Here is a 21,129-nt window from a genome sequence, read left to right as displayed (position 1 = left end):
CCATGCCAGCACTCTGGATTGCCCATGTTACCGTCACCGACGAGGAGGCCTATGGGCGCTATGCCGCACTGGCCGGACCTGCCATCGCCAAGCATGGCGGGCAGTTCATTGCCCGGGGCGGGCGCTATGTGCAGCTTGAGGGTAAAGAGCGCCCGCGCAACGTGGTGGCGCGCTTTCCCAGTGTCGAAGCCGCCGAGACCTGTTATCACAGCCCCGAATACCAGGAGGCGCTGAGCCATGCGCGAGGTGCCTCGGAGCGTGAGCTGTTGATCGTCGAGACCAGCGAGTAGGAACTGGCCGGCCCGTCGCGTCGCTCTATCCTTTCCTTGAACGGAAAAGGGAAGGGTGCCATGCGAGCTATCCTCATCGCGGCAATGATTTCGCTTGTGGCGGGCCTGACGTCAGGTGCCAGGGCGCAGGATCTCTCGGCGCTCGAACGACCCGGAATAGTGGCACTGATGCGTCATGCGCTGGCGCCCGGCACCGGCGATCCGGCGGGGTTCGATCTGGCTGATTGCTCGACGCAACGGAACCTTGATGAGCGCGGCCGCGAACAGGCACGCCGGATCGGGAGGGCAATGCGCGCGGATGGCGTGCATTTCGATGCGATCTGGTCCAGCGAGTGGTGCCGCGCGCGCGAGACCGCGGAGTTGCTTGGTTTCGACGAAGTAGTGGAAGAGCCTGCGCTCAATTCGTTCTTTGCCGGGCGTGGCGACCGCGCGGCGCAAACCGTCGAGATACTGAAACTGATCGAGGCGCAGCCGACGGATTCCCGGCTGCTGCTGGTGTCTCATCAGGTTAACATCAGTGCCCTGACCGGCAGTTTTGCTGGATCGGGAGAGATCATCGTAACCCGCCGCGCGGATGGCGGCGGGCTTGAGGTGATTGACCGGATCGCGATTGCGCCCTAGGCGGTTTTCGCCGCGCGTTTGCGCTCGTGCGGGTCAAGGTGGCGCTTGCGCAGGCGGATCGCGTTGGGGGTGACCTCGACCAGCTCATCATCATCGATATAGGCGATGGCCTCTTCGAGGCTCATGGTGATCGGCGTTGTCAGGCGCACGGCGTCATCGGTGCCCGAGGCGCGCACGTTGGTCAGTTTCTTGCCCTTGAGCGGGTTCACCTCGAGATCGTTTTCGCGGCTGTGTTCACCGATGATCATGCCCTGATAGACCTTGGCCTGAGCCCCAATGAACATGCGGCCGCGCTCTTCGAGGTTCCAGAGCGCATAGGCCACCGATTCGCCGTCTTCCATCGAGATCAGCACGCCTGCACGCCGGCCCGGAATCGCTCCCTTGTGGGGCGCCCAGCCATGAAATACGCGGTTCAGCACACCGGTGCCGCGCGTATCGGTGAGGAATTCGCCCTGATAACCGATCAGCCCGCGCGAGGGGACAAGGGCGATGATCCGGGTCTTGCCCGCACCTGCGGGTTTCATCTCGGTCAGTTCGCCCTTGCGGGTGCCGGTGATCTTTTCGATCACCGCGCCGGAATACTCGTCATCGACGTCGATGGTGACTTCCTCGATGGGTTCCAGCCGCTTGCCGTCGGCATCTTCGCGCATCAGCACCTGCGGGCGCGAAATGCTGAGCTCGAATCCTTCGCGGCGCATGTTCTCGATCAGGACGCCCATCTGGAGCTCACCCCGGCCAGCCACCTCGAATGCCTCTCCGCCCGGCGTGTCACTTACACGGATGGCGACATTCGATTCGGCCTCTTTCATCAGGCGGTCACGGATCACGCGTGATTGCACCTTCTTGCCGTCACGTCCCGCCAGCGGGCTGTCGTTGATGCCGAAGGTCACCGAGATGGTGGGCGGATCGATCGGTTGCGCTTCGAGCGGTTCGTCGACCGCAAGCGCGCAGATCGTGTCGGCAACGTTGGCCTTCTGCATGCCGGCGATGCTGACGATGTCACCGGCGACGGCCTCGTCGATATCCTGTTGCCCAAGACCGCGGAAGGCACGAATCTTGGTGACGCGGAACTGTTCGATCTTCTGGCCGATCCGGCTGATCGACTGCACGGTCTGGCCGACCTTGAGGCGACCGGTTTCAACCCGACCGGTCAGGATGCGCCCGACGAAGGGGTCGGCGCTCAGCGTGGTCGCGAGCATGCGGAAATCGTCGTTCGCGTGGGCCTGCTGGCGCGGCGGGGGCACGTGGTTCACGACCAGTTCGAACAGCGCCGAAAGATCCTTGCGCGGGCCGTCAAGCTCGGCGTCGGCCCAGCCCGAGCGACCAGAGGCATACATATGCGGGAAATCGAGCTGGTCCTCACTGGCATCGAGATTCGCGAAGAGATCGAAGCATTCGTTCAGCGCGCGGTCGGGTTCGGCATCGGGCTTGTCGACCTTGTTGAGCACCACGATCGGGCGCAGGCCAAGCGCCAGCGCCTTGGAGGTCACGAATTTGGTCTGCGGCATCGGCCCTTCGGCAGCATCGACCAGAAGGACGACTCCGTCGACCATGCTCAGGATACGCTCAACCTCGCCGCCGAAGTCGGCGTGACCGGGTGTGTCGACGATATTGATGCGGGTGCCTTTCCACTCGACGCTGGTGGCTTTGGCAAGGATGGTGATGCCGCGCTCCCGCTCCAGATCGTTGGAATCCATTGCGCGCTCGTCGACGGCCTGGTTGGCGCGGAATGCGCCCGATTGCTTGAGAAGCTCGTCAACCAGCGTGGTTTTGCCGTGGTCGACGTGAGCGATGATCGCGATGTTGCGCAGGTCCATGTGTGTCCGTTCCCGGGAAAGTTTCACAGCGCCCTATAGGCAGAGCGACCGAAAAGCCAGAGGCAAATCGCCAGCACCCGCAGAGGGATGCGGAATGCGGCGCATCGGTCCCGCTAACCGCAGCATGGCAGGGCCGATAGGGCGGGGTTTCGCACCGCTGCCGATCTTGAACCGGGCAAGGCCGGGCGCGCCAGATGTATCGACCAGCCCCAGATCAAGCCGGGTATGACCACGCGCCGCGAGCCAGTTCGCCGCTTCCCAGAGCAGGAGATGATGCGCCGAGAGGCTGCGCCCTTGAGGCCCGGTCCAGCCGATCTGATAGGTCGCGATCGGCGGGTGCAGAAGGAATAGCATGAAGGCGAGGTTTTCGCCACCGCGACGGGCGAGAAACAGCCGCGTGGCGCCTGGCGCGCTGCGCGCCCAGGCCAGCACAAAGCCTGTCGGCAGGGCGGCATAGCCGCGCGCGCGGCGCTGAGCAGCCTCCTGCTGCAACAGCGGCTGGTCACACAGCGGATCGAGCCGTCGCGACAGGATCTCGATCCCGCCGGATTGGGCGCGGCGCAGTCGATTGCGCCATTTGCCGTGCTGATCCGCCAGCATTCGGGCGACCGGGCGGGTCAGGTCGAACTCGGCCGTGTATTGCGGGGTCATCAGGGCGCGAAACCCAACACTGCGAAAGATGGCCGTGTCCGCGCTGCTCTCGGGGGCGGCGAGCCAGAGCGCGCGGGGCAGGCTCCGGAGCATTTCGCGCAGAATCCGGGCGCGGACAGGATCGTCCATTCCCTCTGCCCAGACCGGGCCGCGCGGAAGGTAACAGGTCAGCAACGGCCCGAGGCGTCGTTGCAATATCTGGGCGGATGCCAGCACTTGACCGGCCTCGCGGGCATGAAGCGATACGACCTGGGCACTAGAATCCGCCAAGGCGCGGCCATAGAACGGATGCTGTTGCAGCGCGCAGGGGCCGGGAGGCGCAGCGCAGGGGGCAGAGGCGATGTCCATGCCCCATTAACCGAATGAAAACCTAAAGCGGGGTTAATCAACTCATGAAACCGAAACGAGATACCGTGCTGGGTCACCGCGCGCCGGGCGCGCGGCCGACTGCCCTTGGCGTGGTGCTTTTGATCGGTGCCGTGTCCCTACCGTTTCTGGCGGTGATGGCGCTGCTGGGGCTGGATTTCAAATGAAAAGGCCGCCCCCGGTGGGAGCGGCCCGCGATTGCCTTGGGGCGGGTGTGATCAGAACGGGATCTCGTCGTCGATGTCACGCGACGGGCCGCCCGAGGGGCCGTCTTGCGACGGGCCGCCGCCGTAGTCGCCACCGTAATCGCCGCCATAGCCGCCGCCCTGACTTGAGCCGCCACCGCCGCCGCCTTCGCCGCGGCCGTCGAGCATCACCAGCGTTCCATCGAAGCCTTGCAATACGACCTCGGTCGAATACCGGTCCTGGCCAGACTGGTCTTGCCATTTGCGGGTCTGCAGCTTGCCTTCCAGATAGACCTTCGAGCCCTTGCGCAGATACTGTTCGCAAACCCGCACGAGCCCTTCGGAGAAGATCGCGACGCTGTGCCATTCGGTGCGTTCGCGGCGCTCACCGGTGTTGCGGTCTTTCCAGTTCTCGGATGTGGCGATGCGGAGGTTGCACACTTTGCCGCCGTTCTGGAAAGTCCGAACCTCAGGGTCGCGGCCAAGATTGCCGATGAGAATTACCTTGTTCACTGAGCCGGCCATCGTGACCTCCTTACAGATGTGTTTTTGCTTTGCTGCCAGCGTTACACCATCACGGGGGGATGAAGGAAAGTTTAAAATTCTCCGAAAAGATATGCCTTTGCGGCCAAATGAAGGTTTCACGCGCGCAAGAGGCCTGAATTTCGGTTGAATCTGGAAATCGGAATCGATTCAGGTATAGTGCGCTGCAAGGAAAACGCTGCGAGGGACATGGGGCGAATGCGATATTTCACGATTGCGCTTGTCGCGACGGCACTGATCATGCCTTTTGGTGCGTCTGCCGATGTGCTGTCGACCAAAAACCGAAGCATATTGTTCAAATCCCAGATCGGGGTTCTGGATAACCGCGCAAAGCAGCAATACAACAACTCGGTACGCTTGCAGCCGCAAAAGGTGCATACGCCCACCAAATGGGGCGATGGTCCTGCGAAGGGTTATAGCGGCGAGTATCGCGGGCACTATCTCCAGATGGCCAAGGATGCCGCAAGCCGTCACGGGGTGCCGCAAGATCTGTTCCTGAAGCTGGTGCAACAGGAATCGGGCTGGAACGACAAGGCGCTTTCGCACAAGGGCGCGATCGGGCTGGCACAGTTGATGCCCGGCACGGCGCGGCTGTTGCGTGTCAATCCGCATGACCCTTACGAAAATCTCGATGGCGGCGCTCGCTACCTGGCGGAGCAATACAGGACGTTCCGGTCCTGGCAACTGGCGCTCGCGGCCTATAATGCCGGTCCGAAGGCAGTTGAGAAATACGGCGGCGTTCCACCTTTCGAAGAGACCCGCAATTACGTGCGGATCATCTGGGGAAGCTGACGGGACCCGTCGTCGCGCATGACGCAAGCGTCAGGCCGCGAAACCGATCCGATAGAGATGAATTTCATTTGCCGGGTGACGCTCGGCATTGACCAGTTGCCCGTTATGGTGATTGAAGAGCGCACGCCAGAACGGCTGGATGATCACACCTTCGTCGCGCAGGATGGCTTCGATCCGGGCAATCACCGGGCGGCGTGCCTCGGGATCGGTCAGCGCCATCGCCTGATCGAGAAGCGCGTCGAAGGCATCGTTTGCAAAGCCGGTTTCATTCCACGGGGCGCCTGAACGATAGGCGAGGTTCAGCACCTGCACATCGAGCGGGCGGTGGTTCCATTCAGTCAGCGAGAATGGAAAATCCTTCCAGTTCTCCCAGAAGCTCCTGCCGGGCAGAATCGCCCTTCGCACCGTAAGCCCCGCATCGCGCAGTTGCGCGGCGACCACGTCGCCAGTGTTGCGCTGCCATTCGTCATCGAGGGTGATCAGTTCCAGCTCGAACCCCTCCATGCCAAGATCCCGGATATCCGAAAGTGCCTGAGCGGGGTCGAATGGCGCGGGGCCGATATCGGCATAGGCAGGATGAATCGGGCTGATATGGTGGTTGGCGGCGACGCTGCCCCCGGCCACATAGCCCAGTTCAAGGCAGATTTCGTTGTTTACGGCCAGCGCCAGCGCACGGCGCAGGCGCGGATCGGAATACGGGGCCTCGCCATTCACCTCGGCGCGCGCATTGGCGCGGATCACGGCCGTGGCGGCGCTTTCGGTGCGGGTGCCGGTCCAGCCGATATCGTCCATGACCTCGATGAAGTCGCCCACCGTTTCATAGAGAAGATCGACCGAGTCCGCCTCGGCCGCTGCCACCCAGTTGGCGGGATCGGTACCGAAGTCGATGAACTCGATCCGGTCGAGATAGGGGCCGCCGAAAACCTCGCTGCCCCACCAGTCGTGGTCGGGGTGGCGTTCGAGCACGCATCTATCGCCCGGAACCAGGCTGACCGGGCGGTATGGGCCGGTGCCGATCCCGTGGGCGAAGGGGTCGCCGCCCGCGTAGCTGGCATGCATGACGGCGGCGGGATAGTCGGACATGTTGGCTATCAGGGCGATGTCGGGCTGCGACAATTGCAGCATCACGGTCAGATCGTCGGGCGTTTCGACCGCGCCGTCGCGCAACTGCCCTGTATCGGGTTCGATGAGGCCGGGGAACCGGCCCGACATGGAATTACCCGGCACGCTGCTGTCGCACCAGCGCGCGATATTGCGGGCGACATCCTTCGAGGTGAAGGAATCACCGTTGTTCCACCGGATGCCGGGACGCAGATTTAGAATGTATCGGGTCGCGTCGTCATTCACCGACCAGGATTTCAAAAGCATCCCCCGGAAGGCGCCATCCCTTCCATACTCGACCAGATATTCAAGAAAGCCGCGTGTAAGATTGCCCATTTCGCTCCAGTCATAGGCGCGCGGATCGTCGAGCGCCTTGACGTTCTGCTGTATGCGAAGCGTGCCGCCTTCGGCGATCCGTGCTTGCGCACGGGCAGGGGCGGGCAGCGCCCCAAGCGTCGAGGCCGCCGCGACACTCATCCCGAGGCTGGTGGCACGTGCCAGGAATTCTCGCCGTCCCATGCGCCCCGCCTTGAGAGCACGGGCAAGTCCGGGAGCTGCGGGATGCAGAGAAGATGGCATGGTCAGGGCTCGCTTTCGGGCTGGCGGCGGGGAAAGGACATCGTGTCGCCGCCATTACACATAGAGCCCGACCAGAGATCAACCCACGCCGGGCATCCTTGTTGCGGGTGCGACGGCTGTTTTCGGTGCTGAGGCCTCCGCATCGCGGCGCAGCTGTGTCGGGGTGAAGCCGGTGTGATGCAGCACGAAGCGTGAGAAATAGGCCGCGCTGCGAAAGCCCAGCATCGCTGCTATCAGTTTGAAGGGATGGTCTGACTGCACCAGGAAACCCCGCGCCGCATGGACGATGCGCTGTGTCAGAAGCTGCGCGGCGCTCATACCGGCCACGGTCCGGCAGGTGCGGGTCAGATGTGTCGGTGTGACCCCGAGTGCAGCGGCATAGTCGGCCATTGGCCTGCCGCTGGCGAAGTCGCGTTCGATCAGGGCGGCGTAGGCCCGCACCAGCCGCTCGGACGCGGGCGGGCGTGGCGGGCTCGGGGCATCGATCATGGTGCGGCGCAACCAAACCCCGAGAAGCACCGCATATGCGCTCATCGCTTCGTCGTGGAAATGACGCGCTGTGTTGTCTTCGCGCTGCATCGTTTCAAGGATCGTGGCCAACTCCGCCTGAGCCTGTGAGTCGCGCACGCGCAATTGTTGCGCGGTATCGGGCATCGGCACCGACGCGACCGGCGGGATTGTGCAAACGAGACCGAAACCCTGTTTCCCCAGATCGGTGGCAAAGAGCGTGCCCGCCGGGATCACAAGTGCGTTGTGGACGCCGACGCCGCGGCGCAAACCCTCGAGCAGGCAGCGGCCCTGGCCGCGCGTCACCCAGACGAAGGCATGGGTTTCGCGGCTGTGGGGCAGTTCCGACTGCCAGCGCGCGGGACCTGCCCATTGGGCGAGGGTCATGATTCTGGGATAGTCTTGCACGATCCGCCGACACCTTGAAAACACTATATTTATGACAGTGTATGCGAAAAAACCTATGTATAACAGACTCGATTGTTGAGAATGTCAAAGCCTCGCTGCATCAACTGCCTGCCAGGCCCGCATCCGGGCGCGAAACCAGGTGCGTTGCCGCTTTGCGAATTGGCGGGTGGCAATGGTCGCAGCTTCGCGGGCCTCGTCCAGTGTCATGCGGCCTTGAAGATGTGCGATCAGTTCTGGCGCGCCGATCGCCTTGGAGGACGGGCGGGCGGGGTCCCAGCCCGGCAGGTTGGCACGCGCCTCGTCCAATGCGCCCGCAGCCAGCATCGCATCGAAGCGCTGCGCGATACGGATATTGAGCCACTCTCGGTCGGCATCGACCAGCAGCGCGGTGCAGTCCCCGAGCGGCAGGACAGGTGGCGGTGTCTCGTCCTGCCATGCGGCAAGGCCGCGCCCGGTGGCGCGTTGCACTTCCCAGGCGCGCTGCACCCGCATGGGATTTCGCGTGTCGATCCGAGCGCGGGTGTCAGGATCGAGGTCACGCAGCAGCACGCCTAGGCCCTCATCGCGCAGCAGCGCGTCGGCGGTCGCGCGGATATCGGGCGGGGTTGGCGGGATGGGCGCGAGCCCCTCGGTCAGGGCACTGAAGTAAAGCCCGGTCCCGCCGATGATGATAGGGCGCGCGGGACCTTCGAGCAGGGGGAGGATCTCGCGCAGCCAATGGCCCACGGAATATTCTCCATCCCACGGCACATGACCATAGAGGCGATGCGGCGCCGCGGACTCGTCTTCCGGCGAGGGGCGGGCGCTCAGGATGCGCCAATTGTCATAGACCTGGATCGCATCGGCGTTGAGGATCACGCCACCATCCCGCGCGGCCAGCCGCAGGGCCAGAGCGGATTTACCCGACGCGGTCGGCCCGGCGATCAGAACCGGGCGGTCGGAAGGGATATCGGGCAGGGCGCTCATCGCCATGTCAGATAAGCGAATTTGCCCTCCGATGCGAGAGGCAGGGCGGCAAATCGTCGACATGGCCGGTTTCGGTGATTGAACCCCGCTGCGTTTTACTACATTTTGCGCGCGACCCGGAACCTGCATGGAGCCCCCCGATGTCTGACACAGCCCCCCCCGAGACCAGGTTCAAGCGCGTCATGTTGAAGATATCGGGTGAGGCGCTGATGGGGGATCAGGGCTATGGTTTGCATCCGCCGACGGTGGAGCGCATCGCGCGCGAGGTGAAGTCGGTCCATGATCTGGGGGTCGAAATCTGCATGGTGATCGGCGGCGGAAACGTGTTTCGCGGCCTCGCCGGCAGCGCCCAGGGGATGGAGCGCACCACGGCCGATTACATGGGGATGCTTGCAACTGTGATGAACGCCCTGGCTGTCCAGAGCGCATTGGAGAAGCTGGGCGTCTTTACCCGCGTTATCAGCGCGATCCGGATGGACGAGGTGGCCGAGCCCTATATCCGCCGCCGCGCGGTGCGCCACCTCGAGAAGAAGCGCGTGTGCATTTTCGCGGCGGGCACCGGCAACCCGTATTTCACCACCGATACCGCCGCCACGTTGCGCGCCAACGAGATGGCGTGCGAGGCGATCTTCAAGGGCACCAAGGTGGATGGGGTCTATGACAAGGACCCGCTGACCAATCCCGATGCCAAGCGTTTCGAGCGCGTCACCTATGACGAGGTGCTCGCGCAGCATCTCAAGGTGATGGATGCCAGCGCCATCGCGCTTGCCCGTGACAATAACCTGCCGATCATTGTCTTCAGCCTGGACGAACCGGGAGGCTTCAAGGGAATCCTCGCCGGGAACGGAACCTATACAACCGTGCACGGCTGAGGCAAAAGAGAACGACAGAACGCAAGACCCGCGAGAAGGAAAACGGAACATGGCTGAAGAGTTCGAACTTGACGTGGCCGATCTGGAACGGCGAATGGACGGGGCGATGAGCGCGCTGCGCACTGAGTTCGCTTCGCTGCGCACCGGGCGGGCGTCGGCCTCGATGCTGGAACCGGTGATGGTCGAGGCCTATGGCCAGAAGACACCGATCAACCAGGTCGGCACTGTCAACGTGCCCGAGCCTCGGATGGTGACGATCAACGTCTGGGACAAGTCGCTGGTCAACGCTACGGAAAAGGCGATCCGCGACAGCGGCCTCGGGATCAACCCGCAGCTCAACGGCACCATCATCATGCTGCCGATCCCCGAGCTGAACGAGGAGCGTCGCAAGGAACTGAGCAAGGTCGCCGCGCAATATGCCGAACATGCCCGTGTCTCGGTGCGCAATGTGCGCCGCGATGGCATGGACCGGATCAAGAAGGCCAAGGCCGACGGCATGTCCGAGGATGACCAGAAATTCTGGGAAACCGAGGTGCAGGAGCTGACTGACAAGTTCATTCATCAGGTCGACGAGGCGCTGGAAGGCAAGCAGGCAGAGATCATGCAGGTCTGAGACGCGAGGACAGCGACATGGCAAGGAACAGCCCAGACACGAGCGGACCGCGCCATGTTGCGATCATCATGGATGGCAATGGCCGTTGGGCTCAGGCGCGCGGGCGCCCACGCCTGTTTGGCCACCACGCCGGCGCGCGGCGCGTGCGCGAGATCGTCAGTGCCTGCCCCGATTTGGGGGTCGATTACCTGACGATCTTCGCCTTCTCGACCGAGAACTGGAAGCGCACGCAGACCGAGGTTTCCGGGCTGATGGCGCTTTTCAGGCGCTATATCGTCAAGGAAATGCAGGAGTTCGTGAAAGAGAACGTGCGCGTGCGTTTCATCGGCGACCGCACGCGGCTGGACAAGCCCCTGCAGGACCTGATGGACGAAGCTGAGGAGATGACCAGTCGCTGCACCCGTCTCAACCTGACGATCGCGCTGAATTATGGGGGGCGGGACGAGGTCGCCCGCGCCACGAGGCGGTTGGCGCAGGATGTGGCGGATGGCAAGCTCGACCCTGCCAAGGTCGATCAGGAGACGCTGCCGCGCTACCTTGATACCTGCGTCCTGCCCGACCCGGATCTCGTCATCCGCACCAGCGGCGAAGCGCGGATCTCGAATTTCCTGCTCTGGCAGTCGGCCTATTCCGAATACGAGTTCATCGATACGCTGTGGCCCGATTTCACCCGTGCGATCTTTACCGATGTCCTGCGCAACTATGGTGCGCGCGAACGGCGGTTCGGGGCCGCGACCGGATGAGTCAGCAGGCCCGATGGTCCGATCTTGCGCCACGCGTGCTGTCGGGGCTGGCGATGGCCGGCATCGGTGCGGGCGCGATCTGGATCGGGGGCTGGCTGTTCAACGGCCTGATCTGTGCGCTTGGTGGCCTGATGATATGGGAGGCCGCGCGCATGGCTGGGGCGCGGGGCGCGGTGTCGGCGGGATTGCTTGCTGCGGTCGCGCTGGCGCTGGCGCTCTTGCTGCCGGGGATATTGGTCCTGCCCTTGCTGGCTGCGGCTGCCCTGGTCGGTGCCGGGCAGGCCCCTCGGGACAAGGGGCTACATGTGCTGTTCGCCTTTTGGATCCTGCTGGGATGCTACGTCACTGCGCAATTGCGACAAGAGGCCGGGTTCGGCTGGATGGTCTGGCTTGTGCTGGTGGTGGTGGTCTCGGACGTGGCGGGGTATTTTGCGGGCCGGATGCTGGGAGGCCCGAAATTCTGGCCCCGTGTCAGTCCAAAAAAGACTTGGTCGGGCACGCTTGCCGGATGGGTCGGTGCCGGGTTTGTGGGCTTGCTCTTGGCGGAGTCTCTGGCAGCGGGTGCGGGGCTTGTCGCGGTGTCGATGCTGGTCGGGTTCGCCGGGCAATTGGGCGATATCGCTGAAAGCGCGATCAAGCGGCGTTGCGGCGTCAAGGACAGCTCCGATCTCATTCCCGGACATGGCGGCGTACTGGACCGGTTTGATGCCATGCTGGGCGCGGCAATGATGGTGATGGTGTTGCGGCTGTTGTCTTTGATGCCGGGGCTGCAATGAGGAGGATCACGATTCTGGGTGCCACGGGATCGATCGGGCAGAGCACTCTTGACCTGATCGCGCGCGAACCGGACCTCTTCGAGGTGGTCGCCCTGACCGGTGGGCGCAATATTGAACGGCTTGCCAGCGATGCGCGCGTCTGCGGCGCGCAGATCGCGGTCACCGCGCATGACGATCTGCTCGATGATCTGCGCGCTGCGCTTGCAGGTTCGGGAATCGAGGCCGCGGCCGGAGCGGAGGCGATATCCGAGGCCGCGGCACGGCCTGCCGATTGGGTGATGTCCGCCATTGTCGGTGCTGCGGGCCTTCCGCCGGGATTGAAGGCACTCGAGCAGGGCGCGACCCTGGCGTTGGCGAACAAGGAGTCGCTGGTGGCGGCCGGGCCGCTCCTGATGGAGACCGCAGCGCGACATGACGCACGCATTCTGCCGGTGGACAGTGAGCATTCCGCAGTATTCCAAGCGCTTACCGGCGAAAGCATGGATGCCGTGCGGCGTGTGATCATCACCGCCAGTGGCGGCGCCTTTCGCGACTGGCCGCGCGAACGGCTGGCGAATGTCACGGTCGAGCAGGCTTCGACGCACCCGAACTGGGCCATGGGCCAACGGATCACCATCGACAGCGCTTCGATGTTCAACAAGGCGCTCGAGATGATCGAGGCGCGCGAGTTCTTCGACCTTGTTCCCGAGCAGATCGAGGTGCTGGTTCACCCGGAATCACTGGTCCATGCGCTCGTGGGTTTTTGCGACGGCGCACTGATGGCACATGTCGGCCCGCCAGATATGCGCCACGCCATTGGATATGCCTTGAACTGGCCCGAGCGTCGCGCGCTGCCGGTGGCGGCGCTCGACCTTGCGGCTATCGGAACGCTGAGTTTCAGCGCGCCTGACGCTGGCCGCTACCCGGCCCTGCGCCTTGCGCGCGAGGTCATGGCAAAGCGCGGCCTCGCGGGCGCTGTCTTCAATGCCGCCAAGGAGCGGGCGCTGGATCATTTCATCGCCGGACGCATCGGATTTCTGGCGATGAGCGACGTTGTCGAAGAGGTGCTGACCCGGCTTTGCGCCGAGAAAGGCCTGGTTGATGCAGCGATCAGCCTTGATAGTGTGACCCATCTTGACCATCTGTCACGCAGATGTGCCGACAGGGTCGTCAAAGAGCAGGACAGATAGGACAACAGGCGTGGATATAATAGGGTTTCTGCCGCAATTCGGCAGCATTTTCATGACTTTGCTGGCTTTCGTGGTCGCTCTTTCCGCCATCGTGGCGGTGCATGAATACGGTCATTACATCGTCGGGCGCTGGTCGGGTATCAAGGCCGAGGTCTTTTCACTCGGGTTCGGCCCGGTTCTCTGGGCGCGTCGCGATCGCCACGGCACTCAGTGGCAGGTGGCGCTTCTGCCCTTTGGAGGATACGTCAAATTCAAAGGCGATGCCGACGCTGCGAGCGCGCAAAGCGCCGACTCCGTGCGCGAGATGTCGCCGCAGGAACGGCGCGAAACGATGGCAGGCGCGCCGCTTTGGGCACGCACGGCGACGGTCGCGGCAGGGCCGGTTTTCAACTTCGTCCTTTCTATCCTGATTTTCGCCGCAGTGATGATGGCCCAGGGCAAGGTTTCGGAACCGCTGGCCGTCGGCAGCCTGAATCCCCTGCCGGTCGAAGGGATCACCTTGCAGGAAGGCGATGAGCTGATCACTGTCGCTGGTGTAGATGTGCCCCAGTTCGGCGAATCCGATCAGTTCGATCCCTTCATCGACCAGCTTCCCGCCGAGCCGTTGCTCGACTACCGCGTGCTGCGCGATGGTCGCGAAGTATCTGCCATGGGGCCATATCCGATGCCGCCGATGGTTGCGCAGCTTGCACCGCAATCCGCGGCTTACGATATCAACATGCGCGCGGGCGATGTCATTACCGCAGTCGATGGCACCGCGATCCACAGCTTTTCCGAGCTCAAGGATATCGTCGAGGGTTCCGAGGGACGGGCGCTTGAACTCAGGGTGTGGCGCGATGGCGAGATGCTCGATTTCGTACTCGCGCCGCGCCGGATGGACGAACCGCAATCCGAAGGCGGGTTCCAGAGCCAATGGCGCATCGGAATCGCCGGCGGGCTGGCGTTTGAACCCGCGACCGAACGGCTTGGCCCGCTCGAGGCGGTATCACGTGGAACGGTGCAGGTCGGGCGGATCATCGAAGGTTCGTTCTCAGGTCTCTATCACATGGTCACCGGCGCAATCAGCAGCTGTAACATGTCCGGCCCGATCGGAATCGCCGAGGTATCTGGCGCGATGGCGAGCCAGGGCGCGCAGAACTTCATCTGGTTCATCGCGGTCCTGTCGACCGCGGTGGGGCTGTTGAACCTGTTTCCCATCCCGGTGCTCGATGGCGGCCACCTTGCGTTCTATGCCTATGAGGCGGTCAGCGGAAAACCTCCTAGCGAAACGGCACTCAGGGTCATGATGACAGTGGGGCTGGTATTTGTCCTGAGCCTCATGGGTTTCGCGCTTTTCAACGATTTGTTCTGCCCCTGAGCCGGGGAAAGCGAGACGTAACACATATGAGACCTGTGCGTGCGACGTACGCGGGCAGGGCGCGCGCCATGATCTTGCCTTATTTCAGCCCCTATTGTTGCCGCATTCTGCGCGCACATCTTCATCAGACAGAACCGTCAGGAATTGGTGATGCAACATATCGTAAGCGGATACCGTGGGCTCAGCCTTCTGGTGAACCTCAATTGGGATCGGATTCTTTATCTGGTCACGATTCTGGTTGCGCTTCTGGCCGGTGGTTTCATCGGGTCGTTGTGATCTGTCCGATGCACCGTCGCATCGAAGCAAATTTTGTCTGAAAATCTTGCTCCCCGCGTTTTGACAAGCCTCTACATACCGGATACTGACATCTCTAACAGGGATGTTTGACCGGGGTACTTGAGACATGGGAAATGAGCAGCACCGTTGCATCCGGCGCGCGGATTCCTCGCAAAGCGTATTGTTCGTTGTCCGGGCGTTCTGCCTCGCTCTGCTGACAGCGGCAATCATTGGCCTTCCTGGCGATGCAAACGCCCAGTCCTACCGCTTCAACAGCGTCGTGGTCGAAGGCAATCAGCGCATCGAAGCAGACACGATTCTGAACTACGCCGGGATCGCCCGCGGCGAGACGGTTTCGGCCGGCAAGTTGAACGATGCCTATCAGAGCATCCTCGGCAGCGGCCTGTTCGAAAGTGTCACGCTCGAGCCGCGCGGCGGACAGCTGTATATCCAGGTGGCAGAGTATCCCACGATCAACCGCATCGCCTTTGAAGGCAATCGGCGCATGAAGGACGAGGACATGCGGCGGTTCATCGACAGCCAGCCGCGCCAGGTGTTCAGCCCGGCCAAGGCCGAGCGCGATGCCGCGACCCTGACCGAGGCGCTTTCCCAGAACGGTCGCCTTGCAGCGCGCGTTACCCCCAAGGTCATCCGCCGCAGCGATAACCGCGTCGATCTCATCTTCGAGATTTTCGAGGGCAGCAAGGTCGAGGTTCAGCGCATCGGTTTCGTTGGAAACCGCGCCTATTCGGACCGTCGCCTGCGCCGCGTCATCGACAGCAAGCAGGCCGGGCTTCTGCGCGCGATCATCGAGCGCGATACCTTTGTCGAGGACCGGATCCAGTTCGACCGTCAGCTTCTGACCGATTTCTACAACTCGCGCGGTTACGTGGATTTCCGCGTGACCGGGACCAATGCCGAGCTCGCGCGCGGGCGGGACGCGTATTTCGTGACCTTCAACATCCAGGAAGGCCAGCAGTTCCGCTTTGGCGAGATCACGACCGTCAGCGACCGCAACGATGTCGATCCCGAAGAATATCACAACGTTCTCAAGGTCCGTTCGGGCAGTGTCTATTCGCCTACGGAGGTCGAGAACTCGATTTCACGCATGGAACGCCTGGCGATCAAGAACGGTGTCGATTTCCTGCGTGTCGAGCCGCGGATCACCCGCAATGACCGTGACCTGACACTGGACGTCGAGTTCGCGCTTGTGCGTGGACCGCGTGTGTTCGTCGAGCGGATCGATATCGAGGGCAACACCACCACGCTTGACCGCGTGATCCGCCGTCAGTTCGACCTGGTTGAGGGCGATCCCTTCAATCCGCGCCAGATTCGTGAGGCCGCCGAACGCATCCGGGTGCTGCGTTATTTCTCGGACGTGGACGTGAATGCACGCGAAGGTTCGCGCCCGGACCAGGTGGTCGTGGACGTGAATGTCGAGGAAACCACAACCGGGTCGCTGTCCTTTGGCGCCAGTTATTCGACCAACTCGGGCGTCGGCGTCAGCGTCGGGTTCAGCGAGCGCAACTTCATGGGGCGCGGGCAGAAACTGACGGCGCAGATCGCCGCATCCGAAACCACCGCCCAGTACAACATCAACTTCGTCGAGCCTGCCTTCCTGAGCCGCAATGTCGAGTTCGGTCTGGATTTCTCGCTGATCGAAACCGACAGCGATTTCAGCCTTTATGACACCACGATCGGCGTTTTCCGTCCCAGCCTGACCTTCCCGGTCAGTGAGAACGGTCGCTTCGGTGTCTTCTACAACGCGACCTACAACGACATGAAGGACTACACCGGCAATTCCGGTGTGCTTGCTGCCGAAGTGGCGCAGGGCGAAACATGGGCCAGCGCGATCGGTTATCGCTATACCTATGACACCCGACGCACCGGGCTTGATCCGAATTCGGGCATCATGTTGTCCTTCGGTCAGGAATATGCCGGCTTGGGTGGTGACAGCGAGTATCTCAAGACGAGCGCCCGTGTCATCGCTCAGACGAGGGTGCTGAACGAGGAAGTCACGCTGCGTGCCACGCTTGAAGGCGGTGCGCTGGAGTTCATGGGCAGCAATGAAAGCCGCGCCGTGGACCGCTATACGTCGCAGGTCATGCGCGGTTTTGAACCCAATGGCATCGGCCCCATCGAGGGCACCGAACATCTGGGCGGCAACTACTTCGCCGTGGCCAAGTTCGAGGCCGAGTTCCCGCTGGGGCTGCCGGAAGAATACGGCATCTCGGGCGGCGCGTTCTACGATGTGGGCGCGATCTGGGGCGTCGATTCCACCAATGCTGCCTTCCCGGTCCGTTCCAAGAACTTCGAGCCGCGCCATGTGGTCGGTCTGTCTCTGTTCTGGGAGTCTCCCTTCGGCCCGTTGCGGCTGAACTGGTCCACGGCACTCAAGAAAGAGCCGGGCGACCTCGAACAGAGCTTTGACCTGACCGTCCGAACAGAATTCTGAGCGCGAGATGCCAGCTGGGGCATTTCTCAGAAGTTCTCTCATGGCGCTTTGTCTGACCCTTGGCGCAGGTTCAGCGACAGCGCAGGACGTCGGTGTCGTTCAAAGCGATGTCCTGGTGATCAATCCCGACAGGCTGTTTGCCGAAACCGGGCTGGGTCAGGCCATGAACGACGAGCTTCAGGCGCAGCGCGACAGCCTGATCGCGCATAACCGGAAGCTGGAGGCCGAGCTCGAGGCCGAGGAGAAGGCCCTGAGCGAGTTGCGCAGCGAAACCAACCCGGATGAGTTTCGTGATCTCGCCGACGCCTTCGACACGAAAGTCCGCAGCATCAGGCAGGACAGCGAGCGGCGTGCGCGCGATCTCGATCGGGCGCGTGCGCAGGCACCGGTGACCTTCATGCGCCTCGTCGAGCCGGTGCTGGTCGATATCATGCAGGATGCAGATGCGGCTGTCATCATGGACAGCCGAACGGTTCTGCTGCGGGTCGAGGTGGTTGAGATCACCGACGTCGCGATCTCGCGGATCGACGAGCAGATCGGCAGCGAACTGCCCGAGGGCGTCAGCATGGGCCGCGGCGCACCGGTCAGCGAAGGCAACAATGATGCACCCGACGCGGATTGAGCCGCACGCTTGCCCATCGCAGGGCAAGTTGCTAGTGACATCCAAGCAATCCTTGCAAAGGACCACGCCATGACAGAGCCGCTGAAAGCCGCGGATATCCACTTGATCCAACGGCTTATCCCGCATCGCTACCCGTTCCTTCTGGTGGACAAGGTGGTCGATATCGAGGGCTATGCCAGAGCCCGGGGGATCAAGAACGTCACCATGAACGAGCCTCATTTCCAGGGCCACTTTCCGGGCAAGCCGATCATGCCGGGCGTGACCATCGTCGAGGCGATGGCGCAGACGGCGGCGGTCATGGTGGGAACGGCGCTCGGCATGGAGGACCGCAACATGCTGGTCTATTTCATGTCGATCGACAAATGCAAGTTTCGCCGGATGGTGGTTCCGGGCGATGTGCTTGAAATGAAACTGGAAACGCTGCGTGGCAAGCCGGGTGGCAAGGTCTGGAAATTCGGCGGCGTTGCCGAGGTTGAAGGTGATATGGCCGCAGAGGCCGAGTTCACCGCGATGATGGATTTGCCCAAGGAGTGAGCTCTATGTCCGACGGGGTGGAAACCTTCGTTCATCCGACCGCTTTGGTCGAAGAGGGCGCTGAGCTTGGCGCTGGCTGTCACGTCGGGCCGTTCTGTCATGTCGGCCCGGACGCAAGGCTGGGCGCGCGGGTGGTGCTGAAATCGCATGTGGTGATTGCGGGTGACACCAGCATTGGTGAAGACAGCGTGATCTTTCCCTTCGCCTGCATTGGCGAGGTACCGCAGGATCTCAAGTTCAAGGGCGAGCGCACGCGTCTGGTGATTGGCGCGCGCAACCGTATCCGCGAGCATGTAACAATGAACACAGGCACTGCGGGCGGCGGGGGCGAAACGCGCGTCGGCGACGACGGGCTGTTCATGGCCGGCTGCCATGTGGCCCATGACGTGCAGGTCGGCAACCGCGTGATTGTCGTAAATAATGCTGCATTGGCAGGGCATTGCGTGCTGGAAGACGACGTGATCATCGGCGGATTGTCGGGGGTGCATCAGTGGGTGCGGATCGGGCAGGGTGCGATCATCGGCGCGGTAACAATGGTTACCAACGATGTGATTCCCTATGGGCTGGTCCAGGCGCCGCGTGGCGGGCTGGACGGGCTGAACCTTGTCGGGCTCAAGCGCCGGGGCGTGCCACGGGCGGATATCACCGCGTTGCGGGCAGCGTTTCAGATGCTGGCGCAAGGCGAAGGCGCGTTTCAGGATCGTGCGCGGCGACTGGGTGATGAAACCGAGAGCGACTATGTGCGGCAGATCGTCGAATTCGTGACCAGTGCGAGCGATCGGTCCTTCCTGACACCCGGAGAGGGCTGATCATGGCCGGCAAGCTGGCGATACTGGCCTGTTCGGGCGCGCTGCCGGTGCGGATCGCGGAGGCGCAACCCGATGCCCTGCGGATCGGATTTCAAGGTATTCCCAATGACTTGGAAGGCGAAGTTGAGGTTCATCGATTCGAGAAGATGGGCACGCTTTTCGACGCGCTGAAGGATCAGGGCGTCGAACGTGTGGTGTTTGCGGGATCGCTTGCACGCCCGCCGCTGGATCCGTCGGCCTTCGATGCGACCATGCTGGCGCTGGCGCCGCGGCTGATGGTTGCGATGCAGGGCGGGGATGACGCGCTTCTGAGCCAGGTGATCGAGATTTTCGAGGAACAGGGCTTTGCGGTGATGGGCGCGCATGAGTTGGTTCCGGGCCTGACCGCCGAGGAAGGGCTGTTGATCGGCACGCCGCCGACAGACGCCGATCTATCCGATGTTTCAAGGGCTTGGGACATATTGATGGCGCTGTCTCCGCTGGATGTGGGCCAGGGCTGCGTGGTGGCGGGCGGCCAGTGTCTGGGCATCGAGACGGTGCAGGGAACCGATGCGCTGCTGCGTTTCGTGGCCGAGACGCCGCAGAATTTACGCCGTGGTTTCAAGGGCGTGTATGTCAAAGCCGCGAAGCGCGGCCAGGATCTGCGAATCGACATGCCGGTGATCGGCCCCGCGACGATCGCGGCGGTGGCCGAGGCCGGTTTGGCCGGGCTGGTGATCGAGGCAGGGCGGGTCATGATCATTGATCGCAAGAACACTTTGGAAGCGATTGAAAGGGCAGGACTTTTCCTGACATCAAGGGTGCTGTGATGAAGGTGTTCCTGATCGCCGGGGAAGCCTCGGGCGACAGGCTGGGCGCGGCGCTGATGGCGGGCCTGAAATCCCTTGAAAACGTTGAATTCCAAGGGGTTGGCGGCCCGTTTATGGAAGCCGAAGGGATGCAGAGCCTGTTCCCGATGGATGAGCTCAGCGTTATGGGGCTGGCGGAGATTCTGCCGAAATACCCGCAACTCAGACGGCGCTTGCACCAGAGTGCCGAGGCGGTGCTCGAGGCGCGGCCGGATGTGCTGATCACCATTGACAGCCCCGATTTCTGCCTGCGGATCGCGCGGCTCGTGAAGGCAAAAAGTGACATAAGAACAGTGCATTACGTCGCGCCATCGGTCTGGGCCTGGCGGGCGAAGCGCGCGCGCAAGATGGCAGGGGTGATCGATCATGTGCTGGCGCTGTTGCCGTTCGAGCCGCCCTATATGGAAGCCGAGGGGATGGAATGCGACTTCGTCGGCCATCCGGTGGTCAGCGAGCCACAAGCGAATGCGGAGGAAATTCAAGAGTTTAAGGACCGCCACGACATCACGAACCCGATCTGGATGATCCTGCCGGGATCGCGCAGGGGCGAGATCCAGGGCCTCGGCGCGCGATTCTCGGAGGTGGTCCGGCGGGTCTTGGAAGATAAGCCCATGCTTTCATTGGTGATTCCGACCACGGCCAATGTCGCGCCGCTGGTGCGCGAGATGGTCCGGGACTGGCCGGTGAAGCCCTTGATCCTGAGCCCGGAAGGGATGGACCCCGCGGCGTTCAAGGCCGAGAAGCGCGCGGCCTTCGGTGCGGCGGACTGGGCGCTTGCGGCATCGGGCACGGTGTCGCTGGAACTGGCGGCGGCGGGCACGCCGATGGTTATTGCCTATGACCTCAAGCCATTGAGTCGTATCATTATTTCACGGATGCTGAAGGTCGATACGCTGACCCTTGTGAACCTCGTTTCGGAGACTCGGGTGATCCCGGAATTCATAGGCAATCGCTGTCGCTCCGAGCTGATCGCGCCCGCGATGCTGGCGCTGATGGAGGCGTCGGGGGAGCAGCGCGCGGCGATGGCGCTGACGATGGAGCGGTTGGGGCGCGGCGGCGAGGCGCCCGGATTGCGCGCGGCAAGGGCGGTTCTGACCCGGATGAAGGTGGCGAGAGGTTAACGCGGCGCACCTGTACAAAACGTCCGTTTTGTACGCGGGTTTTGTACCGAAAGCGGAGATTGCGCGCGGCGTTTGGTACAGACCGCGATTTTCTGGACCCGCGTCGGG

23 protein-coding genes are annotated in these 21,129 nt (G+C 62.7%); 17 read left to right on the top strand and 6 right to left on the bottom strand.

Annotated features, from left to right (window positions below; translation table 11 throughout):
• The first annotated feature begins 2 nt into the window (after positions 1-2).
• Entirely contained in the window at positions 3-290 is a 288-nt protein-coding gene (locus tag ROH8110_RS06015) for a DUF1330 domain-containing protein (RefSeq protein ID WP_085816731.1), read from the top strand.
• A 60-nt stretch (positions 291-350) separates the two neighbouring features.
• Positions 351-911 (top strand): histidine phosphatase family protein, encoded by a 561-nt coding sequence (locus tag ROH8110_RS06010; RefSeq protein WP_085816730.1) that lies wholly within the window; start codon positions 351-353, stop codon positions 909-911.
• Here the strand turns inward: ROH8110_RS06010 and typA are convergent.
• Together typA and ROH8110_RS06000 are read right to left on the bottom strand one after the other, a co-directional pair.
• Complete coding sequence (typA, locus tag ROH8110_RS06005; protein ID WP_085816729.1) at positions 908-2,728, bottom strand: translational GTPase TypA; 1,821 nt, start codon at positions 2,726-2,728, stop codon at positions 908-910. The genes ROH8110_RS06010 and typA overlap by 4 nt on opposite strands.
• Positions 2,729-2,761: 33 nt before the next feature.
• Complete coding sequence (locus ROH8110_RS06000) at positions 2,762-3,727, bottom strand: GNAT family N-acetyltransferase (RefSeq protein ID WP_085816728.1); 966 nt, start codon at positions 3,725-3,727, stop codon at positions 2,762-2,764.
• 44 nt (positions 3,728-3,771) lie between these two features.
• On the opposite strand from ROH8110_RS06000, the gene ROH8110_RS18660 reads away from it, so the two are divergent.
• Positions 3,772-3,912 carry a hypothetical protein gene (locus ROH8110_RS18660; protein WP_170156432.1) on the top strand — a complete coding sequence of 47 codons (141 nt, stop codon included), beginning with the start codon at positions 3,772-3,774 and terminating at the stop codon, positions 3,910-3,912.
• 51 nt (positions 3,913-3,963) lie between these two features.
• Here the strand turns inward: ROH8110_RS18660 and ssb are convergent, their stop codons facing one another.
• Positions 3,964-4,455 (bottom strand): single-stranded DNA-binding protein, encoded by a 492-nt coding sequence (ssb, locus tag ROH8110_RS05995; RefSeq protein ID WP_085816727.1) that lies wholly within the window; start codon positions 4,453-4,455, stop codon positions 3,964-3,966.
• Between the two features lie 216 nt (positions 4,456-4,671).
• Here ssb and ROH8110_RS05990 point away from each other — a divergent pair, with 216 nt between their 5' ends.
• Positions 4,672-5,265, top strand: coding sequence for a lytic transglycosylase domain-containing protein (locus tag ROH8110_RS05990; RefSeq protein WP_085816726.1), 594 nt, complete (start codon positions 4,672-4,674; stop codon positions 5,263-5,265).
• A gap of 30 nt (positions 5,266-5,295) precedes the next feature.
• On the opposite strand, the gene ROH8110_RS05985 is transcribed toward ROH8110_RS05990, so the two are convergent.
• From ROH8110_RS05985 to miaA, 3 genes are all read right to left on the bottom strand, one after another.
• Positions 5,296-6,885, bottom strand: coding sequence for an ABC transporter substrate-binding protein (locus ROH8110_RS05985; protein WP_121143614.1), 1,590 nt, complete (start codon positions 6,883-6,885; stop codon positions 5,296-5,298).
• 138 nt (positions 6,886-7,023) lie between these two features.
• Entirely contained in the window at positions 7,024-7,860 is an 837-nt protein-coding gene (locus ROH8110_RS05980) for an AraC family transcriptional regulator (protein WP_254903728.1), read from the bottom strand.
• Between the two features lie 84 nt (positions 7,861-7,944).
• Positions 7,945-8,826 (bottom strand): tRNA (adenosine(37)-N6)-dimethylallyltransferase MiaA, encoded by an 882-nt coding sequence (gene miaA, locus ROH8110_RS05975; RefSeq protein WP_085817036.1) that lies wholly within the window; start codon positions 8,824-8,826, stop codon positions 7,945-7,947.
• 140 nt (positions 8,827-8,966) lie between these two features.
• On the opposite strand from miaA, the gene pyrH reads away from it, so the two are divergent.
• From pyrH to lpxB, 13 genes are all read left to right on the top strand, one after another.
• Entirely contained in the window at positions 8,967-9,698 is a 732-nt protein-coding gene (pyrH, locus tag ROH8110_RS05970) for a UMP kinase (RefSeq protein WP_085816721.1), read from the top strand.
• Between the two features lie 49 nt (positions 9,699-9,747).
• Entirely contained in the window at positions 9,748-10,311 is a 564-nt protein-coding gene (frr, locus tag ROH8110_RS05965) for a ribosome recycling factor (RefSeq protein ID WP_085816720.1), read from the top strand.
• Positions 10,312-10,328: 17 nt separating this feature from the next.
• Entirely contained in the window at positions 10,329-11,054 is a 726-nt protein-coding gene (uppS, locus tag ROH8110_RS05960) for an undecaprenyl pyrophosphate synthase (protein WP_085816719.1), read from the top strand.
• The gene (locus tag ROH8110_RS05955; RefSeq protein WP_085816718.1) at positions 11,051-11,830 is read left to right on the top strand and encodes a phosphatidate cytidylyltransferase; all 780 of its coding nucleotides are present in this window, start codon (positions 11,051-11,053) and stop codon (positions 11,828-11,830) included. Before uppS ends, ROH8110_RS05955 begins: the two co-directional genes overlap by 4 nt.
• Complete coding sequence (gene dxr / locus ROH8110_RS05950) at positions 11,827-12,999, top strand: 1-deoxy-D-xylulose-5-phosphate reductoisomerase (protein ID WP_085816717.1); 1,173 nt, start codon at positions 11,827-11,829, stop codon at positions 12,997-12,999. The genes ROH8110_RS05955 and dxr overlap by 4 nt, the downstream gene beginning before the upstream one ends.
• A gap of 10 nt (positions 13,000-13,009) precedes the next feature.
• Entirely contained in the window at positions 13,010-14,356 is a 1,347-nt protein-coding gene (rseP, locus tag ROH8110_RS05945) for an RIP metalloprotease RseP (RefSeq protein WP_085816716.1), read from the top strand.
• Positions 14,357-14,506: 150 nt separating this feature from the next.
• On the top strand, positions 14,507-14,632 hold the full coding sequence (locus ROH8110_RS18895) for a hypothetical protein (protein WP_254903727.1): 126 nt from the start codon (positions 14,507-14,509) through the stop codon (positions 14,630-14,632).
• 127 nt (positions 14,633-14,759) lie between these two features.
• On the top strand, positions 14,760-17,087 hold the full coding sequence (bamA, locus tag ROH8110_RS05940) for an outer membrane protein assembly factor BamA (RefSeq protein WP_085816715.1): 2,328 nt from the start codon (positions 14,760-14,762) through the stop codon (positions 17,085-17,087).
• Between the two features lie 40 nt (positions 17,088-17,127).
• On the top strand, positions 17,128-17,709 hold the full coding sequence (locus ROH8110_RS05935) for an OmpH family outer membrane protein (RefSeq protein WP_085816714.1): 582 nt from the start codon (positions 17,128-17,130) through the stop codon (positions 17,707-17,709).
• A gap of 69 nt (positions 17,710-17,778) precedes the next feature.
• A complete protein-coding gene (gene fabZ, locus ROH8110_RS05930; protein ID WP_085816713.1) occupies positions 17,779-18,243 on the top strand; it encodes a 3-hydroxyacyl-ACP dehydratase FabZ in 465 nt (154 codons plus the stop codon).
• A 5-nt stretch (positions 18,244-18,248) separates the two neighbouring features.
• A complete protein-coding gene (lpxA, locus tag ROH8110_RS05925) occupies positions 18,249-19,052 on the top strand; it encodes an acyl-ACP--UDP-N-acetylglucosamine O-acyltransferase (RefSeq protein ID WP_085816712.1) in 804 nt (267 codons plus the stop codon).
• A gap of 2 nt (positions 19,053-19,054) precedes the next feature.
• Positions 19,055-19,861, top strand: coding sequence for an LpxI family protein (locus tag ROH8110_RS05920; protein WP_085816711.1), 807 nt, complete (start codon positions 19,055-19,057; stop codon positions 19,859-19,861).
• Positions 19,861-21,021: a lipid-A-disaccharide synthase gene (gene lpxB / locus ROH8110_RS05915; protein ID WP_085816710.1), complete on the top strand. Its 1,161-nt coding sequence runs from the start codon at positions 19,861-19,863 to the stop codon at positions 21,019-21,021. The genes ROH8110_RS05920 and lpxB overlap by 1 nt, the downstream gene beginning before the upstream one ends.
• Positions 21,022-21,129 lie beyond the last annotated feature (108 nt).

It is taken from the genome of Roseovarius halotolerans (genome assembly GCF_900172255.1).
Lineage (GTDB): Bacteria > Pseudomonadota > Alphaproteobacteria > Rhodobacterales > Rhodobacteraceae > Roseovarius > Roseovarius halotolerans.
This window is presented reverse-complemented; position numbering and strand designations above follow the sequence as displayed.

Coding starts and splice junctions, on each gene's coding strand:
- ROH8110_RS06015 (WP_085816731.1), top strand. CDS start 3: ATGCCAGCACTCTGGATTGCCCATGTTACCGTCACCGACGAGGAGGCC.
- ROH8110_RS06010 (WP_085816730.1), top strand. CDS start 351: ATGCGAGCTATCCTCATCGCGGCAATGATTTCGCTTGTGGCGGGCCTG.
- typA (WP_085816729.1), bottom strand. CDS start 2,728: ATGGACCTGCGCAACATCGCGATCATCGCTCACGTCGACCACGGCAAA.
- ROH8110_RS06000 (WP_085816728.1), bottom strand. CDS start 3,727: ATGGACATCGCCTCTGCCCCCTGCGCTGCGCCTCCCGGCCCCTGCGCG.
- ROH8110_RS18660 (WP_170156432.1), top strand. CDS start 3,772: ATGAAACCGAAACGAGATACCGTGCTGGGTCACCGCGCGCCGGGCGCG.
- ssb (WP_085816727.1), bottom strand. CDS start 4,455: ATGGCCGGCTCAGTGAACAAGGTAATTCTCATCGGCAATCTTGGCCGC.
- ROH8110_RS05990 (WP_085816726.1), top strand. CDS start 4,672: ATGCGATATTTCACGATTGCGCTTGTCGCGACGGCACTGATCATGCCT.
- ROH8110_RS05985 (WP_121143614.1), bottom strand. CDS start 6,885: ATGGGACGGCGAGAATTCCTGGCACGTGCCACCAGCCTCGGGATGAGT.
- miaA (WP_085817036.1), bottom strand. CDS start 8,826: ATGAGCGCCCTGCCCGATATCCCTTCCGACCGCCCGGTTCTGATCGCC.
- pyrH (WP_085816721.1), top strand. CDS start 8,967: ATGTCTGACACAGCCCCCCCCGAGACCAGGTTCAAGCGCGTCATGTTG.
- frr (WP_085816720.1), top strand. CDS start 9,748: ATGGCTGAAGAGTTCGAACTTGACGTGGCCGATCTGGAACGGCGAATG.
- uppS (WP_085816719.1), top strand. CDS start 10,329: ATGGCAAGGAACAGCCCAGACACGAGCGGACCGCGCCATGTTGCGATC.
- ROH8110_RS05955 (WP_085816718.1), top strand. CDS start 11,051: ATGAGTCAGCAGGCCCGATGGTCCGATCTTGCGCCACGCGTGCTGTCG.
- dxr (WP_085816717.1), top strand. CDS start 11,827: ATGAGGAGGATCACGATTCTGGGTGCCACGGGATCGATCGGGCAGAGC.
- ROH8110_RS18895 (WP_254903727.1), top strand. CDS start 14,507: ATGCAACATATCGTAAGCGGATACCGTGGGCTCAGCCTTCTGGTGAAC.
- bamA (WP_085816715.1), top strand. CDS start 14,760: ATGGGAAATGAGCAGCACCGTTGCATCCGGCGCGCGGATTCCTCGCAA.
- ROH8110_RS05935 (WP_085816714.1), top strand. CDS start 17,128: ATGGCGCTTTGTCTGACCCTTGGCGCAGGTTCAGCGACAGCGCAGGAC.
- fabZ (WP_085816713.1), top strand. CDS start 17,779: ATGACAGAGCCGCTGAAAGCCGCGGATATCCACTTGATCCAACGGCTT.
- lpxA (WP_085816712.1), top strand. CDS start 18,249: ATGTCCGACGGGGTGGAAACCTTCGTTCATCCGACCGCTTTGGTCGAA.
- ROH8110_RS05920 (WP_085816711.1), top strand. CDS start 19,055: ATGGCCGGCAAGCTGGCGATACTGGCCTGTTCGGGCGCGCTGCCGGTG.
- lpxB (WP_085816710.1), top strand. CDS start 19,861: ATGAAGGTGTTCCTGATCGCCGGGGAAGCCTCGGGCGACAGGCTGGGC.